The organism is Polaribacter sp. Q13 (genome assembly GCF_016858305.2).
In the GTDB taxonomy this organism is placed as follows: Bacteria; Bacteroidota; Bacteroidia; order Flavobacteriales; family Flavobacteriaceae; genus Polaribacter.
Map to the genome: position 1 here is coordinate 985,464 of NZ_CP074436.1, position 17,472 is coordinate 1,002,935.

At 31.6% G+C, this 17,472-nt stretch carries 12 protein-coding genes and 1 other RNA gene; 4 read left to right on the forward strand and 9 right to left on the reverse strand.

The genetic code is table 11. The features are described from left to right. The first annotated feature begins 582 nt into the window (after nucleotides 1-582). Nucleotides 583-2,280, forward strand: a complete 1,698-nt coding sequence (locus JOP69_RS04025; protein WP_203392371.1) for a sulfatase — start codon at nucleotides 583-585, stop codon at nucleotides 2,278-2,280. Between the two features lie 647 nt (nucleotides 2,281-2,927). Here the strand turns inward: JOP69_RS04025 and JOP69_RS04030 are convergent. From JOP69_RS04030 to JOP69_RS04065, 8 genes are all read right to left on the reverse strand, one after another. After that, complete coding sequence (locus JOP69_RS04030; protein ID WP_203392370.1) at nucleotides 2,928-5,705, reverse strand: bifunctional aconitate hydratase 2/2-methylisocitrate dehydratase; 2,778 nt, start codon at nucleotides 5,703-5,705, stop codon at nucleotides 2,928-2,930. A gap of 224 nt (nucleotides 5,706-5,929) precedes the next feature. Beyond that, an RNA gene (gene rnpB / locus JOP69_RS04035) (RNase P RNA component class A) lies at nucleotides 5,930-6,232 on the reverse strand. Nucleotides 6,233-6,420: 188 nt separating this feature from the next. Beyond that, a complete protein-coding gene (dnaJ, locus tag JOP69_RS04040) occupies nucleotides 6,421-7,563 on the reverse strand; it encodes a molecular chaperone DnaJ (RefSeq protein WP_203392369.1) in 1,143 nt (380 codons plus the stop codon). Between the two features lie 66 nt (nucleotides 7,564-7,629). Next, a complete protein-coding gene (locus JOP69_RS04045; protein WP_203392368.1) occupies nucleotides 7,630-8,178 on the reverse strand; it encodes a nucleotide exchange factor GrpE in 549 nt (182 codons plus the stop codon). A 91-nt stretch (nucleotides 8,179-8,269) separates the two neighbouring features. Beyond that, complete coding sequence (locus JOP69_RS04050; RefSeq protein WP_203392367.1) at nucleotides 8,270-8,818, reverse strand: HNH endonuclease; 549 nt, start codon at nucleotides 8,816-8,818, stop codon at nucleotides 8,270-8,272. A gap of 37 nt (nucleotides 8,819-8,855) precedes the next feature. Beyond that, nucleotides 8,856-10,166: a UDP-N-acetylglucosamine 1-carboxyvinyltransferase gene (murA, locus tag JOP69_RS04055; protein ID WP_203392366.1), complete on the reverse strand. Its 1,311-nt coding sequence runs from the start codon at nucleotides 10,164-10,166 to the stop codon at nucleotides 8,856-8,858. A 3-nt stretch (nucleotides 10,167-10,169) separates the two neighbouring features. Beyond that, on the reverse strand, nucleotides 10,170-10,826 hold the full coding sequence (locus tag JOP69_RS04060) for a DUF4290 domain-containing protein (RefSeq protein WP_203392365.1): 657 nt from the start codon (nucleotides 10,824-10,826) through the stop codon (nucleotides 10,170-10,172). 129 nt (nucleotides 10,827-10,955) lie between these two features. Then, nucleotides 10,956-13,277 (reverse strand): ATP-dependent helicase, encoded by a 2,322-nt coding sequence (locus JOP69_RS04065; RefSeq protein ID WP_203392364.1) that lies wholly within the window; start codon nucleotides 13,275-13,277, stop codon nucleotides 10,956-10,958. 238 nt (nucleotides 13,278-13,515) lie between these two features. Between JOP69_RS04065 and JOP69_RS04070 the strand changes: the two genes are divergently transcribed. From JOP69_RS04070 to JOP69_RS04080, 3 genes are read left to right on the forward strand one after another with little or no spacing between them, the layout of a single operon-like run. Next, nucleotides 13,516-14,130, forward strand: coding sequence for a SatD family protein (locus JOP69_RS04070; protein WP_203392363.1), 615 nt, complete (start codon nucleotides 13,516-13,518; stop codon nucleotides 14,128-14,130). 1 nt (nucleotide 14,131) lies between these two features. Beyond that, nucleotides 14,132-14,851, forward strand: coding sequence for a DUF3307 domain-containing protein (locus JOP69_RS04075; RefSeq protein WP_203392362.1), 720 nt, complete (start codon nucleotides 14,132-14,134; stop codon nucleotides 14,849-14,851). Between the two features lie 3 nt (nucleotides 14,852-14,854). Then, a complete protein-coding gene (locus tag JOP69_RS04080) occupies nucleotides 14,855-15,367 on the forward strand; it encodes a hypothetical protein (RefSeq protein ID WP_203392361.1) in 513 nt (170 codons plus the stop codon). 64 nt (nucleotides 15,368-15,431) lie between these two features. Here JOP69_RS04080 and JOP69_RS04085 read toward each other — a convergent pair whose 3' ends face one another. Continuing rightward, nucleotides 15,432-17,369, reverse strand: coding sequence for a TonB-dependent siderophore receptor (locus tag JOP69_RS04085; protein WP_203392360.1), 1,938 nt, complete (start codon nucleotides 17,367-17,369; stop codon nucleotides 15,432-15,434). Nucleotides 17,370-17,472 lie beyond the last annotated feature (103 nt).

Here is a 17,472-nt window from a genome sequence, read left to right on the forward strand (position 1 = left end):
AATTTTGATGGAAACTTGAAACCCCCAAAAGAATAGTCACTAAAACGCCTATGATTACTATTTTTTTCATTTTTTAGGTATTTAATTTATGCTCATTAAAATCAACATTAAACGAGCTTATTGAAATAAATATGTAATAAACCCAGTATTCTAATTGTTGGTTTAATATGATTTTAAAAATTGATTGGCAGAATCAATATAAAATCACATTTAAGCCTTTGCTAACAATGTAATGAAAATTGAAATATTAATTCTGAGAATTGTCTAAGGAGATATACAAACAAGTGTTGTAGTGGAAAAGCCATTCGTTTTAAAAGTATTAAAACTTGAATCTAAACCAGTATAAAAAGCTCCCATTAAAGAATCTAAAGGGCAAAAACTAACTCTTGAAAAAAACTTTTTTCTTATCATAATAGGTTTTTCTTTTAGAAATCAATTGTAATACAAACTTGATTTCATTTACCCTACTTGTTTTAAAAATTTTATGAAAATATATTCACACATCTATTTTTTACTTTTTATAATATATCTCAATCATATTATCTAAATTTTGTATCTTGCTGTGTAAAAAATCATATAATCATGAAAGCTATCTATTTTAAAAAAATCTTTAAGTTTATATCTCTACTTGTTCTTGTTCTTATCTATGGTTGCTCAGAAACCATAGAAAAAAAGCCTAACGTCTTGTTCATCTTGATGGATGATTTGGGTTATGGACAATTTGGTGTTAATAACGATACAATTACGACAGGAGATTTTGATCCTTATTTTGTTCATTTAGTAGACAGCCTGCAAGGGTATTCCGTAGATAAATCCCTAGAATTCTCAAAAACTGCAATTCCAACATTGTCCACTTTGGCAAAAGACGGTGTAATTTTCACCAAAGCCTATACATCTAGTAATGTTTGTGCTCCATCACGTATGGGTATATTGACTGGTAACAATCAAAATAAATACGGTATGTATATCATAGAAGATGTTGATAAAAAAGGGTTTACACCAGGCACGCTTCTACCAGGAATATTACAAAAGAATGGTTATAAAACCGCGCATATTGGAAAATGGCATATAGGAAGAAGAAACGACAAAATTTTAAATGATATTCTTCGAAAAAATGGTTTAGAGGAGAATCTAAATCCTTATGTTTTGGAACAATCACAACCGCAAGTATATGCTCAAATTGATAAAAGTGGTTATATGGGATCTGTGGTGGACGAGCAAAACCCTCTGAACAATGGTTTTGACTATTATTTCGGCTATAATTATTGGGCAAGCCAATACTATAATTCCAATCTTGTATGGGAAAATTTTAAACATGCTGAAAAACAGAAAGGTTATAACACTGATGTTTTTACGGATAAGGCATTGAACTTTATCAGAGAATCTGTTGCGAGCAATAAACCGTTCTATGTGGATTTGCACTACCACGCTGTTCACGATTCGGTCGAACCCAAAGCTCCTGCCAAATACTTTAACAAGTTTAAATCCGATTCCTATACACTGAATAATTTTTATGCCCATATAAATGCTGTGGACACCAATGTAAAACGAATAGTAGATTTTCTCAAGTCCAAAAACGCCCTTGATAACACGATCATCATTTTTACTTCAGATAATGGAGCCATGGCGGGCGGTTCTTATGATGGTTTCAAATCGGGATCTCCTCTTCCTGGGAATACGCCTTTCTCGGGAACTAAAGGCAATTATTACCAAGGAGGTTTTAGGGTTCCAATGTTTATATATTGGCCAAGTGGAATACACAATTCCAAGCGTTCGGGACAACTGGTTTCTACAATGGATATTTTACCTACAGCCATTGATGCGGCTGGCTTAAAAGTTCCAAATAAAATAGATGGGAAAAGTCTTCTGCCCATCCTTATGGGAAAAGGAGAAAAACCAATTCATGATCATTTGATTTGGGCTGGCATACATTCTTATCGATGGGGATATTTAATCACTAAATCCACCAAGACTCATGGGACCGAACAAAAATTTGCCCCTCCGGCCTGGGTAGTGATCAAAGGTGATTATTTGTTGAGATATACCGGCATTTTGGAAAAAGGGATCTATTATGACAATATGGAGGGTCGAGGGCCTGTTGTGGAACTATATAATATAAAAAATGACCCCGCTGAAACACACAACCTTGCAGAACGATTCCCAGATACTGTCAAAGTTATGGCCAAGGAATATTTTAAGGAATCTTCCGGTTTTCCACCCCCAGTAGCTTGGGAAAAATCAAAGTGGGAAGAATTGCGAGACAGTACGCTTTTCCAATAAATTTTATCAAAAAATCCATGCCATTATAAAAAAGGAATAGAACTAAGTTAGTTTCTATCCTAGTTTTACAACCATTTTCATTAGTGGTTGTAAAAACAAAATGGAAATCCAGAGAAAAAAGTTAAAAAGTTTGAAGTGATATCCATTTTAGTGAATTACCTTGATGGGCTTGCAGTAAAAAAGCGAACAAATTTTTTAAGATCCATACTACATTTTTGGTTTGATAAAATTCTTGTTCTTCTTTATACTGAGTTTTATAGCCCAATGAAGAATACTTTCGTCTTTGTTATAAGGTACGATAAAAGCATTTTGGTGTATCTCAGATACACTAGAAGACTTACAAATGCTTTAGCATTGGGATTTAACCGAATCTCGATTTGGATGGAAATAGTTAATCGGAATAAACAATTACTTCAATAAATGCTAATAGCTTGGGTTAGGGATTGAAGTGAAAATCCTTTTTGAGAAGCATGAACAAAAAGATTGTAACAAAAAGCCCGACCGCGCCTTTTTTGGCGTGGTAACCCCCAAAAACCTTAAATAGGTTATCCTTATTAAAGACGTATATTAATATATTAAATAAATAAGAGCAAAAAAAAGTCTGAGTATAAAACTCAGACTTTTTAATATAATTTATAGATTTTAGATTATCTAACTAATTGTTTTGTTGAAGGTTTAAACTTCGTTAAAACAATACCATCTACTGCTTTTTCATATTCGGCCAATGTTGGTGTTCTACCTAAAATTGTAGATAGCACCACAACTGGTGTTGATGATAATAAAGACTCTCCTTTTTTCTCTCCATCATCTTTTACAACTCTTCCTTGGAATAATCGTGTAGATGTTGCCATTACTGTATCTCCTGGTTCTGCTTTTTCTTGGTTACCCATACATAAGTTACAACCTGGACGCTCTAAATACAACATGTTTTCATACTTTGTACGTGCTAATCCTTTTGGTGCGCTATCATCGAATTCGAAACCTGAATATTTTACTAAAACATCCCAATCTCCTTCTGCTTTTAACTCATCTACAATATTGTATGTTGGAGGCGCAACAACTAAAGGTGCTTTAAACTCTACTTTACCATGTTGTGCTTCTATGTTCTTTAACATTTGAGCTAAAATTTTCATATCTCCTTTGTGAACCATACAAGATCCTACGAATCCTAAATCTACTTTTTTAGTTCCTCCGTAGTAAGATAATGGTCTGATGTTATCATGTGTATAACGTTTAGAAACGTCATCATTATTTACATCTGGATCTGCAATCATTGGTTCTGAAATTTCATCTAAATCAATCACAACTTCTGCATGATACTTCGCATTTGCATCTGGTCTTAAAGATGGTTTAATACCCGTTTTAAGCTCTACAATTCTAGTTTCTGCTTTTTCTACTAAACCTTTAAGAACATTACCTGCATTGTCCATTCCTTTATCAATCATGATTTGGATACGACCTTTAGCAATCTCTAAAGATTCAATTAAAGTATCATCTTCAGAAATACAGATAGAAGCTTTTGCTTTCATCTCTGCAGTCCAATCTGTAAATGTAAATGCTTCATCTGAAGTTAATGTACCAATATGAACCTCAATGATTCTTCCTTGGAATACGTTTTCTCCACCAAATTGTTTTAACATTTGTTGTTGAGTTGCGTGAACAACATCACGGAAATCCATATAAGATTTCATTTCTCCTTTAAAAGTAACTTTTACTGATTCTGGAATTGGCATAGAAGCCTCACCTGTAGCAAGAGCTAAAGCAACGGTTCCTGAATCTGCTCCAAAAGCAACACCTTTAGACATACGTGTGTGAGAATCTCCACCAATAATAATGTCCCAATCTCCTACTGTAAGATCATTTAATACTTTATGGATAACATCCGTCATTGGAAAATATTTTCCTTTAGGATCACGACCAGTAATTAAACCGAAGTCGTTCATAAACTTCATTAACCTTGGTATGTTTGCTTTCGATTTATCATCCCAAACTGAAGCTGTATGACAACCAGATTGGTATGCTCCATCTACAATTGGAGAAATAACTGTAGCAGCCATCATCTCTAATTCTTGAGAAGTCATTAAACCTGTAGTATCTTGAGAACCTACAATGTTTACTTCTACACGAACATCTGAACCTGCATGTAAAACTGCACCTGGAGTTGTACCAACCGCATTTTTATTGAATATTTTTTCAACAGCAGTTAATCCTTGTCCTTCTACAGTAATTTCTTTTGATGCTGCATATACTGGCACAACATCAATGTTTAATACTTTAGAAGCAAATGTTTGTAATTTTTTACCAAAAACAACAGCGTAAGAACCACCTGCTTTCATAAACTCCATTTTTTGTGGTGTAAATGCTGCAGAAATATCTTTTAACTCTTTATCTCCGTTGTATAATTTTTTCTCTTTTGTATTAATTGTAAGAACGGTACCTGTTGCAACAGAATACTCTTCTTTTAATACTGGATCTCCATTTTCATCACGAATCGTGTTTCCTTCAGCATCTTTTTGTTGTACCCAGTTTTTAAGATCTAAACCAATACCACCTGTTACACCAACAGTTGTTAAAAAAATAGGAGAAATTCCGTTTGTACCAGCAATTACCGGAGCAATATTAATAAAAGGTACATAAGGACTCGATTTAATACCTGTCCATAATGCTACGTTGTTTACACCAGACATTCTTGATGATCCAACTCCCATTGTTCCTTTTTCTGCAATTAACATCACTCTTTTATCAGGATGTTGTGCTTGTACTGCTTTTAATTCGGCTTGTTGTTCTTTATTATGTTCAAATAAACACTGACCGTGTAATTCTCTATCTGAACGAGAGTGTGCATCACCACCTGGAGATAATAAATCTGTAGAAATATCACCTACTCCTGCGATAAATGTTACTACATCTATTTTTTCATCTATTTCTGGAAGTTTTGTGAAAAATTCTGCTTTCGCATAACTTTCTATAATATCTTTAGCTATTTCACTTCCATTTTTATACGCTTCTTCTAAACGAGCAGTATCTGCTTCATAAAGAAAAACTTGTGTTTTTAAAACATCCGCAGCTTGTTTTGCGATAGCAATATCTGTTCCTAAAGCTAAGTCTAATAAAACTTTTACTGAAGGCCCACCTTTCATGTGAGATAATTGTTCAAAAGCAGAAGAAGTTGTAATTTCTTTTACGATTGATTCACCTAAAATAATTTCTTTTAAAAATTTAGCTTTCACACCAGCAGCACTGGTAGTTCCTGGTAAAACATTATAGATAAAAAAGTTCAAAGAATCTTCTCTGTACTCATTATCTAAATCTTTAATTTGCTCAATGATTTTGCTTAATAATTCTGCACCATCAATTGGCTGTGGATGAAGTCCCTGATCTTTTCGTTCTTCTATCTGCTTAAGGTAGTCTTTATAAATACTCATGAAAGAAATCTTTAGTTACAGCAAGCCTTTTAATTTTAAAAACCTACCGTAAAATTGTTTGTTAATTATAGTCTGACAAACTTACATTTTTTATATCAAAATTAAAAGATAAATAATAGATTGCTCCAATTACTAAATAAAAAAAAGTTATTCTGTAAAAGACTGAATATTAATCAATAAAAAGTAGCTTTTATTGATTAATTCTGAAGTTTTAATAAAATTATAGAAAATGCAGACTAATAAGCCGAATCCTGTCCCTTAAAAAGGTTCTTATCATTTATCTAGAGTTACAATTACTCGTAACTTCAATCTGCCTACCCTTTAGAATCGAGCGAGTAGCTCTCAAGCTCTAATATACATGGCATTGCACCTCATAGAGTTTACCTGGTTTCACTACAGCCTAACTGTACATTCTTTCTGTTGCACTGGTCCTCAACTCTCGTTGGACGGATGTTATCCGCTATGATACTCTTTGGTGTCCGGACTTTCCTACACGCCGAAGCGTGACGATAAGATAAGTCTGCAATTTCTATATTATATTAATATTTTCTTTCATCATAAAAAAAACCCACTCATAAATGAGTGGGAAAAATTGCTATGAAAAAGAAAAAGTGTTGCCGATAAAATCAGCAACACTGCAAATATATATTAAATATATGTATTAAAATAACGTATTTAAAAAAAGTCACTATTTTAAAAATACTTTAACACTTTATTAAGAAAACATGTCTTTTACTTTTTCAAAAAAAGACTTGTCTGACTTATTAGGACTTGGTTTAAAATTATCATTATCAGACATTTTTTCAAAGAATTGCTTTTGTTCTTTATTTAATTCTTGTGGAGTCCATACATTAATGTGAATTAAAAAATCTCCCGTTCCATATCTTTCAATACTTGGTAAACCTTTTTCTTTTAGTCTTAAAATTTTACCAGATTGCGTACCAGCATCAATTTTAATCTTTACTTTACCTGTAACAGTATCTACTTCTTTACTTGTACCTAAAACAGCTTCAGAGAAATTAATATATAAATCAAAATGAATATTTGTTCCTTCTCTTTTTAAGGTTTCATGCTGAACTTCCTCTATTAAAACTAATAAATCTCCAGCAATAGAATTCTTACCAGGAGCTTCATTACCCTTTCCTCCTACTTTTAATTGAACTCCTTCTGTAACTCCTGCCGGAATGTTAATAGAAACAGTTTCTTCTTTAGTAATTAAACCTTGTGCATCTGCACCTGCTGGTTTACTATTAATAATTTCTCCAGCACCAGAACAAGTACCACAAGTAGTAGCTGTTTGCATTCTACCTAAAATAGTATTGGTTACTCGCATTTGTTGTCCAGAACCATTACAGGTAGTACACGTTTTATACGTTACACCATCTGCTTGTACTTTACGTCTAACTTTTACTTTCTTTTCAACTCCTTTGGCAATTTCTTCTAAAGTAAGTTTTACACGAATTCGCATATTACTCCCTTTAACTCTTGCTTGTCGTTGACCACCGCCACCGCCAAAACCACCAAAGCCTCCTCCGAAACCGCCGCCTCCGCCGCCAAAGATGTCTCCAAACTGACTGAATATGTCATCCATATTCATACCGCCGCCGCCAAAACCGCCACCACCTTGTGGACCTTCGAAACCAGCATGACCGTATTGATCATAACGTGCTTTTTTGTTTTCGTCACTTAAAATTTCATAAGCTTCTGCAGCTTTTTTAAAATTTTCTTCAGCTGCCTTATCATCAGGGTTTTTATCTGGATGATATTTAATAGCCATTTTTCTATACCCTTTCTTAATTTCTGCCTGAGTTGCAGATTTAGAAAGACCTAATATTTCGTAAAAATCTTGTTTTGCCATTTTTATTTCAATTATCAATTAACAGTAATCAATGATCAATGGTAATTGTACATTGTTAATTGTAACTTACTGTCCGATTACCACTTTTGGATAACGAATAATTTTATCACCTAATTTGTATCCTTTTTCTACACAATCAATTATTTTCCCTTTTAAATCTTCTGTCGGAGCAGGGATTTGTGTAATTGCTTCATGAATTTCAGCATCAAAAGTATCACCAGCATTGGTTTCTACTTTAGACAATCCTTTTAGCTCTAAAGTATTGTAGAATTTTTGATAAATTAATAAAACACCTTTTCTTAATTCTTCTGCTTCTTTATCATCTTCGATATGTGTCAGTGCACGCTCAAAATCATCAATAATTGGCAGTAAAGATGTCATTAATTCTTGTCCAGCAGTTTTAAATAATTCTACTCTTTCTCTGGATGTTCTTTTTTTATAGTTTTCAAACTCAGCAAACAAACGTAAAAACTTTTCTTTTTCAGCTTGAAGTAACTCTTCCGGTGTTGGCTCTTCTTTTACAACTTCAGCCTCAACCTCTTGATTTTCTTCAACTTGAACAGTTTCTTGTTCGTTTTTTATTTCTTCTTCTTGGATGTTATCTTTCTTACTCATTATCTTAGTATTCGTTAAAATATCTTCAATTAAAACGCAAAAACGTTGCCAACAAAAAAATAGTGTCAGATTGACACTATTTTTTATATTTTTAAATTTCAACATGTCCCCAATTTTCACCCGTTTTAATTCTGTGAATTTGCATGTCCGAGACTCCAAATCGTTTGGCAATCATGGTTATTCTTGTTCTTTTATTTTTAAGTTGCCTTTTAATAATTTTCACTTTTCCTTCTGTAAGCTTATAACTAGTTTTTTTATTCTTTATAGATTCTACAAACACAGGATTTTTAAATTGATGCAACTCTTTTTCTCTTTTTGATGCCCATTTTAAATTTTGAATGGTATTATCTGTTTTATCATAATTTATATGTAAGACAAAAACTTGCTCTTCATTTTCTTTTTCTAAAAAATGTTGAGCAACTAATTTATGTACATACCTACTAGTATGTTTATTATTTAGAGCTTGTTTTACAGAAATAGTTTCATAACCATTTATAAAACTTTTTTTTCTTAAAAACTCTTTATCGTCTTTACAATAAAGTACTCTTCCGTAATTGGAAATCTTAAATTTTTTTACATCAGAAATTTTCTCATCAAATTTAACATCTTTCCACTCTTCTTTCCACAAACTTCTTATCATAATATAAAAGTAATTTTAAATGAATAAAAAACTTTTCTTAATCAGCAATTCTTTCAATTTTAGCACCAATAGATTTTAAACGAGCTTCAATATTTTCGTACCCTCTATCTATCTGTTCTATATTATTTATAATACTTGTTCCTTTTGCAGATAATGCTGCAATTAATAAGGAGATTCCTGCTCTAATATCTGGCGATGTCATTTTGGTAGCTTTTAACGAGCTTTCAAAATTCATACCTATTACAGTAGCTCTATGAGGATCACACAAAATTACTTTTGCGCCCATATCTATCAATTTATCAACAAAAAACAAACGGCTTTCAAACATTTTTTGATGTATTAAAACAGTTCCTTTTGCTTGTGTAGCGATTACCAAAACAATACTCAATAAATCGGGTGTAAACCCAGGCCAAGGAGCATCTGCAACCGTTAAGACAGAACCATCTATAAAATTTTGTATTTTATAAGATTCTTGTGCAGGTATATAAATATCATCACCTCTTTTTTCTAGTTGAACACCTAATTTTCTAAATACATTTGGTATTTGTCCTAAGTTTTCCCAACTTACATCTTTTATGGTTAATTCAGATCGTGTCATTACAGCAACACCTATCCAAGAACCAATTTCAATCATATCTGGTAAAACAGTATGTTCACAACCACCAAGAGCTTTTACTCCTTCTATGATTAATAAATTAGAGCCTACTCCAGAGATTTTTGCTCCCATCAAATTCAACATTTTACATAATTGTTGAATATAAGGTTCACAAGCTGCATTGTAAATTTTTGTGGTTCCGGTAGCTAAAACAGCCGACATTAAAATATTAGCGGTTCCTGTTACAGAGGCTTCATCTAATAACATTTCTACACCAAATAACTCTTTGGCTTCTACTCCGTAAAAATGCTCTTCTTTATTATATCTAAATTTTGCACCTAATCGTATAAAACCCTCAAAATGGGTATCTAAACGTCTACGACCAATTTTATCTCCTCCTGGTCTTGGAATGTACCCTTTACCAAAACGTGCTAAAAGTGGTCCAACTATCATAATAGAACCTCGTAAAGAACTTCCGTCTCTTTTAAACTCTGCAGATTCTAGATATTTTAAATTGATTTCATCCGCTTGAAAAGCGTAAGAATTTCTACTTAACTTTTCTACTTTTACACCTAATTCTCCTAGAATAAAAATTAGTTTGTTGACATCAATAATATCCGGAACGTTATTTACAAGCACTCGTTCTGGTGTTAATAACACTGCACAAAGTATTTGTAAAACTTCGTTTTTTGCTCCTTGCGGAGTAATGGTCCCGCTTAATTTATGACCGCCTTCAATTTTAAATGATGCCATATACTAATATCTTTTTCTATTTTTATTTTGATTACTGTGTTGTGGTTTCTTGTAAGTAGTTTTAGAAGCTCCCTGACCTTGTGTACGTGGTTTTCTTAATAGGTTTTTACTTTCAGCAAGTGCCTCATCTGTTTCTCTTAAATCTAATTTACCATCAGATAAATCATATAAATGTTTAAAAATTACGGCGTCATCCACAGTATCTTTATTCCAATTAAGGTAACACTTTTTCATGTGATTTGCAATGGTAAATACCAAAGCTTCTTTTTTCTCGCCTTCTTCCCAGCTTAAAGCAATATCTATCATTGTTTGAATGTTGTTACCATAGTAACGATATCTTGATGCAGATTTTGGATAAGGCAGTCCTTCTGGCTTTTCTTGTAATTCTTCTTTAGACGGTTGAGGATATGGAGATTCTACATCTAATTTAAAATCTGCCATGATGTATAGTTGATCCCAAAGTTTGTGTTTAAAATCTGGAACATCGCGTAAATGGGGTTGTAAATTACCCATTACATCTACAATAGCTCTCGCCATTTTATCGCGTTCTTCTTTAGTTTCTAATGCTAAGCAATGGTCTACTAATTTTTGTATATGTCTGCCGTATTCTGGTATTATCATTAACGGTCTTTCTGAATTGTATTCTAAATCGAATGTCATTTATTTATTTTTGAGAAGTGTTCTCGATGCATCACACTTAAAAATTATGATACTAGAACTGACAAATTATAGTTTGTAGTTATTTAACGTTGCAAAATAACAATTTATTTTTAGTTTTATGGATGATTTTTAACCAATCACTTTTAATTTAGCAAATTGTAGCAATAATTTCTTCTTACCAACCGTACCAAATTTAATTTCTGCCTTTTTATTTGGTCCATTTCCTTCTAGAGCAATTACTTCTCCCGTTCCAAATCTATTGTGCTCTACAAAATTACCAACCACAATATTGCTGTCAAATAAATTTGCTTTTGAGGTTGCTTGAGATACTTTTTTTAAGTTTTTAGGAATAACAATCTCTTTTTTCTTCACCAAATCACGCTCCATTTTTTTACGTTGAATTGGTTTTTGAAAACGAATTCCTTTTGGAGCATCATCAAAAATACTTTTATCAACAAAATTATTAATTGCTGGATTTGTACTTTTTGGTGTAATGTAATTTAGATACTGATCATCTATTTCTTCTAAAAACCTACTTGGTTCTGCATCTACCAATTTCCCCCATCTATAACGAGTTTGCGCATAACTTAAATAAGCCACTTTTTCTGCCCTTGTTATGGCCACGTAGAACAATCTTCTCTCCTCTTCTAACTCACTTCTAGTATTCATACTCATTGCAGAAGGAAATAAGTTTTCTTCTAAACCAACAATGTACACGTACATATATTCCAATCCTTTAGACTGGTGAATGGTCATTAAAGAAACAGAGGGTTTATCATCATCTTTTTTAGCATCAAAATCTGTAGCCAAAGCCACATCTTCTAAAAAAGTAGTTAAAGAGGTATCTCCACCTTCTTCAATTTTATCGGTAATAAAGTCTTTAATTCCGTTTAAAAGCTCTTGAACGTTTTCTACTTTACTAACTGCTTCTGGCGTTCCGTCTTTTTCTAAATCTTTTATTAATAAGGTCTTTTTTACTACCGTTTCTGCAATTTCAAAGGCATTTTTAGTTTGCGATTCTATTTGCAAACTTTGCATCATCGTCATAAAATTACGGAGCTTATTTTTAGTTCCTGCATTTATTTTTAAATCTATTTTATCAATATATTTAATAATATCGAAAATTGATTTTTTATAATGATTAGCAGCAATTGTTAACCTATCTATGGTTGTTGCACCAATTCCTCTAGCAGGATAATTGATAATTCTTTTTAACGCTTCTTCATCATTTGGGTTGATTAAAATACGTAAATATGATAAAATATCTTTGATTTCTTTTCTTTGATAAAAGGAAATCCCTCCATAGATTTTATACTCAATTCCTTTTTTACGTAAGGCATCTTCAATAGCTCTAGATTGTGAGTTTGTTCTATACAATACACAAAAATCATCTGGAGTTAATTGATGGTTCATTTGGTTTTCCCAAATAGATTGTGCCACAAAACGACCTTCTTCTCCATCGGAAATAGTACGCATTACATTTATAGCATCTCCAGGATCATTAGAGGTCCAAACTTCTTTATCTAATTTTGTTTTATTTTTTTCGATTACAGAATTTGCAGCGTTTACAATATTACTTGTAGAACGATAATTTTGCTCTAGTTTAAAGGTTTTTACTTCTGGATAATCCTTCTGGAAATTTAAAATATTCTGAATATTTGCCCCCCTAAAACTATAGATACTCTGAGAATCGTCTCCAACCACACAAATGTTTCCAAATTTGTCTGCCAAAGCTCTCACAATAATATATTGAGAGTGATTGGTATCTTGGTACTCATCTACCATAATATATCTAAAACGGTCTTGATATTTTGCCAAAGTTTCTGGAAAACGGGCTAATAACTCATTGGTTCTTAACAATAAATCATCAAAATCCATTGCTCCTGCTTTAAAGCATCTGTCTACATAAGTTCTGTAAATATTACCAACTTCTGGTCTACTTGCGTGTAAATCTGCTTCTTGTAAATCTGGATTATTAAAATAGGCTTTTACCGTAATTAAACTGTTCTTAAAGGAAGAAATTCTTCCTAAAATCTGTTTTGGTTTGTATTGTTCCCTATTTAAATTCTTCTCTTTTATAATGGCTGATATCAACCGAACAGAATCTTGAGAATCGTAAATTGTAAAATTAGTTGGAAACCCTAATTTATCTGCTTCAGTTCGTAAAATTCTAGCAAAAACGGAGTGAAAAGTTCCCATCCACAGGTTTCTAGATTCACTATTACCTACAACACCAGCAATTCTTGCCTTCATTTCTTTGGCTGCTTTGTTGGTAAATGTAAGCGATAAAATGTTAAATGAATCTACGCCTTGCTGCATTAAATGCGCAATTCTATAGGTTAATACACGTGTTTTACCAGAACCCGCACCCGCAATAATAATCATGGGTCCATCTTTCTGTAAGACAGCTTGTCTCTGTGCTTCGTTTAAAGAATCTAAATATGTGCTCAATAGTTTATTTTAAAGGAATTTGAAAGTGTGAAATTAACCAAACTATTCGTTTCTATAAAAGAAGACGAATACTATTTATTCACAATTTTTACATAAGAATCCCAACTATATCTGCCTAAGAACAGATAAACACAATTATCTGCCTATAGACAGATAATTTAAAATATCTGCTTACAGACAGATAATTTTGTTATTTAGCCTAATAAATGATATATTAGCTAAAAATTAAGATTCAAAAATGACTAGTATTTTAACAGGTGACATCATCAATTCTAGAAAGAAGGATGATAATTTTTGGTTAGAAACGCTAAAAGAAGTGTTAAGTACTTTTGGTGATTCGCCAAAATATTGGCAGATTTACAGAGGAGATAGTTTTCAATTAGAAATAGAAAATTGTGAAAATGCTTTTTACGCAGCTTTAAAGTTGAAATCTCATTTAAAAGCTACTGTAGATATAGATGTTAGAATTGGAATAGGAATTGGAGAAAAAGAATTTAATACTCCAGAAGTTACGGCCTCTAACGGTGAAGCCTTCATAAACTCTGGTTATGCGTTTGATACGTATTTAAAAAAGCAAACTATTGCTATAAAAACACCTTGGCAAGAAGTTGATGCAGAACTAAATATAGCTTTTGATTTAGCCTTATTAACTATGGATTCCTGGACAAAAAACTCTGCTGAAGTATTTAAAATTTCCTTAGAATCGGAAAACAGTACGCAGAATGAAATTGCTGCTATTTTAGGAATTACACAAGGACGTGTTAGCGAACGCCAAAAACGTGCTGGATTTGAACCTATTATGAAACTAGAAAAACGTTTTAGAAAAATTATCAATCAAAAAACACATTTATAAAATGCTCTTATTTTTAAAATTTTTGTTGGCACATATTTTAGGAGATTTTGTTTTTCAACCAGAAAAATGGGTTAAAAACAAAGAAGAAAAGAAAGTCAAATCTGTAAAATTATATTATCACATTGCACTTCATGCCCTATTTTTAGTACTGATACTTCAGTTTAATTTTAAAAAGTATTGGCTTGCTTTTCTGTTAATTATCTGTTCTCATTATTTGATAGATCTTTTAAAACTCTATCTTCAAAAAAAGAACACAAAACGAATTTGGTTTTTTATAGATCAAATACTACATCTACTATTATTAGCTTTTGCTACTTCTTTTTATGTTGATTTTTCTTTATCACCAAAAAGCTTAATAACAGATCCAATTTTATTATTGATCGTATTTTTACTGCTGGTAATTTTTGTTTCTTCTATTGTTATAAAAATAATTATTACCCAATGGAATCCGGAAAATAAAAAAGAAAACGATGATTCTCTGGCAAAAGCCGGACGCTATATTGGTATTTTAGAACGATTGTTTGTATTTACCTTTGTAATTACCAATCATTGGGAAGCTATTGGTTTTTTATTGGCTGCAAAATCCGTTTTTAGATTTGGAGATTTAACGTCATCTAAAGACAGAAAACTAACAGAATACATTTTAATTGGTACTTTATTAAGTTTTGGTATTGCAATCTTTTTAGGAGTTCTATATTTGTACTCTTTAAAATTACTTTAATTTATGGAAGAAAGATTAATAGAAAGTGTTGCTTATATTTTACCTGCTGCAGTTACAGGTTTGATGGCTTATTATATATTTAACAGATTGATAATAAAGCAAAATTCTGATGATAAAGTAGCACTTTTATCACAAAGAAAAAAAGAAGCTTTACCCATAAAATTACAAGCTTACGAACGTATGTTGTTGTTTTGTGAACGTATAAACCCTGTAAAGATGTTGGTTAGAATTAAACCAATAACAGAAGATACGCAAGATTATTTACAATTATTGATAGCAAATATAGACCAAGAATTTGAACACAATTTAGTGCAGCAAATGTATATTACAGATGATACCTGGACAGCAGTTGTGGCTACAAAAAATACGATTATTAATAAATTAAGACAAGTAGCAGAAACTGCAAAAACAGCTAATGAATTGCGTGAAAAGGTGATTGTAGATTACTCTAAAACCTTACCACCGACCGACACTGCCATTAGTTTTATTAAGAATGAAGTAAAAAAATTATTGTAAAAAAAAAGACCATCTAAAATAGATGGTCTTCTTCCTCTTTTCGAAAACAGCAAATTTCCCTTTATTAAAACTGAAGTCTTACTCCTAATTTAAAGTTTCTACCACGTGTAGAAAATCCTAAAATATCATCGTAATCTTCATTTAAAATATTTGAAACTCCACCAAATAAAGTTACAGTATCTTCTAATAATTTATAATTAGCAGCAAAATCTAATACTTGGTAACTTTCTAAAATAACATCTTCTCCAGCAGTTCCAAAAGAACCATACCTATCAAAAATACTTCTATCACCTACATTTTTATATGTAATATTAAAGAATGTATTTGTAAAAGCATTTACATCTAAACCAGCTACAAATTTATTTGCAGGAATATAATCGTTAAAATCTTCTGTTTTATCTTTATCTACATACGTATAAGAAGCGTTAACAGTTAAAAATTTAAGAGGTGTAATATTTGTATTTATTTCCAAACCATTTGCATCAGAAGAACCATTACCATATTTGTAAGTAGCATTATCATAAATGATTGCATCTTCTTCTTTTCTATTAAAATAAACTACATTAAACTGAAGCCAATCTTTATAATTTACATCAAAACCTGCTTCAAAAGTTTCATTAGATTCTGGTTTTAAATCTAAATTACCCGAAAAACCATCATATAATTGATACAAACTTGGTGTAATAAAAGCAGTACTATAAGAAGTTAATAATTTTATAGAAGCATTTTCATTCTTTAAAACTGAGTACGCAAGATTCCCGTCATAAACTGCATGATTACCATATACATTATGAATATTTAATCGTCCACCTACATTGGCACTTAAACCAAAATCTGTTATATACACTACACTTGCATAAGGATCTACAGTATTAAAATTTGCAATTCCTTTTTCAATTTCTGCAAAAGGAGTAATTGTATTATTACTATGAATTTGGTAATTTAAACCTGTAATTAATTGAATTTTACCATCCTTAAAATCATATCTATTTACTAAATCTAAATTTACACTTCTACCAACAAATTCGTAGTTGTCTAAAGCACCCGCAAAAGAATTGAATTGCTCTAAATTTCTTTCTACCACATTTGCAGAGGCTAATAAGTAAACTTCTCCTTTATTATAAGTGTATTTTGGTTTTACACCAACTCTAAACTGCTCTTGATCTCCAATATTTACATCACTATCAGAAAAAGCCCCTGCGTCAAAATCATAATCAAAATTATCATAATTTAAGAAAGTCTCAATAGAAAACTTATCATTTACTGCATAACCTAATTTTAACAACGCATTTTTGCTATAAAAACTATCATTTTCATAAACAGCATTTGTTTTACTTTTTGCAGCAGACATTCCGTCTGTTCCAGTAATACTAAAAGAACCTAAGAAATTAAGTTTTCCTAAAGTACCGTTTAAACTTACATTCTGATTATTGTCAGACAATCCACTTCCTTTAATATTTGCGGTATTATTTGTACCAACACTTGTTTCAAAAGAACCAGAAATTTTATCTTCTGAAGCTTTCTTTAAAACAACATTAATAACTGCAGTAGCTGCTCCAGAACCGTATAATGTAGATGATGCTCCTTTTAAAATTTCAATAGATTCTATTTGACTAACGGCTAATAAACGTAAATCGAATTGCTGATTAATTGCAGATTGATCTGTAACTGGCACACCATCAATTAAAACTAAAACTTGCCTATTTCTTCCTCCTCTAATATTAATACTTCTTGGTTCTGATGCATTAGAATTTACACCTCTAACATCAATACCAACAACATTATTTAGGATTTCAATAACATTTTTACCAGCATTTTGTTGCAATTCTTTTTGAGTAATTTTCTGAATTACCTTACCAGTATTCTCTTTTTTTAGATTGAATTTTGTTGCCGTAACAACAACTTCATCTAAAGCCTCTACTTTTTCTTTTTGCTGTGCAAAAAGATTTGTGCTAGCAAAACTACATGCCAAAACACCAACAATTAATAATTGTCTTTTCATTTTTAATGATTTAATTTAAGTCTTCTTCTTTTGCAAGAAAACCATAATGTTTCATTCCTTGCAGAACAAGGAATCTAAATAAATCAGGTAAATTTGTGTACAA

Excerpts from the sequence above, each read along its gene's own strand:
- JOP69_RS04025 (WP_203392371.1), top strand. The coding sequence starts at position 583 with ATGAAAGCTATCTATTTTAAAAAAATCTTTAAGTTTATATCTCTACTT.
- JOP69_RS04030 (WP_203392370.1), bottom strand. The coding sequence starts at position 5,705 with ATGAGTATTTATAAAGACTACCTTAAGCAGATAGAAGAACGAAAAGAT.
- dnaJ (WP_203392369.1), bottom strand. The coding sequence starts at position 7,563 with ATGGCAAAACAAGATTTTTACGAAATATTAGGTCTTTCTAAATCTGCA.
- JOP69_RS04045 (WP_203392368.1), bottom strand. The coding sequence starts at position 8,178 with ATGAGTAAGAAAGATAACATCCAAGAAGAAGAAATAAAAAACGAACAA.
- JOP69_RS04050 (WP_203392367.1), bottom strand. The coding sequence starts at position 8,818 with ATGATAAGAAGTTTGTGGAAAGAAGAGTGGAAAGATGTTAAATTTGAT.
- murA (WP_203392366.1), bottom strand. The coding sequence starts at position 10,166 with ATGGCATCATTTAAAATTGAAGGCGGTCATAAATTAAGCGGGACCATT.
- JOP69_RS04060 (WP_203392365.1), bottom strand. The coding sequence starts at position 10,826 with ATGACATTCGATTTAGAATACAATTCAGAAAGACCGTTAATGATAATA.
- JOP69_RS04070 (WP_203392363.1), top strand. The coding sequence starts at position 13,516 with ATGACTAGTATTTTAACAGGTGACATCATCAATTCTAGAAAGAAGGAT.
- JOP69_RS04075 (WP_203392362.1), top strand. The coding sequence starts at position 14,132 with ATGCTCTTATTTTTAAAATTTTTGTTGGCACATATTTTAGGAGATTTT.
- JOP69_RS04080 (WP_203392361.1), top strand. The coding sequence starts at position 14,855 with ATGGAAGAAAGATTAATAGAAAGTGTTGCTTATATTTTACCTGCTGCA.
- JOP69_RS04085 (WP_203392360.1), bottom strand. The coding sequence starts at position 17,369 with ATGAAAAGACAATTATTAATTGTTGGTGTTTTGGCATGTAGTTTTGCT.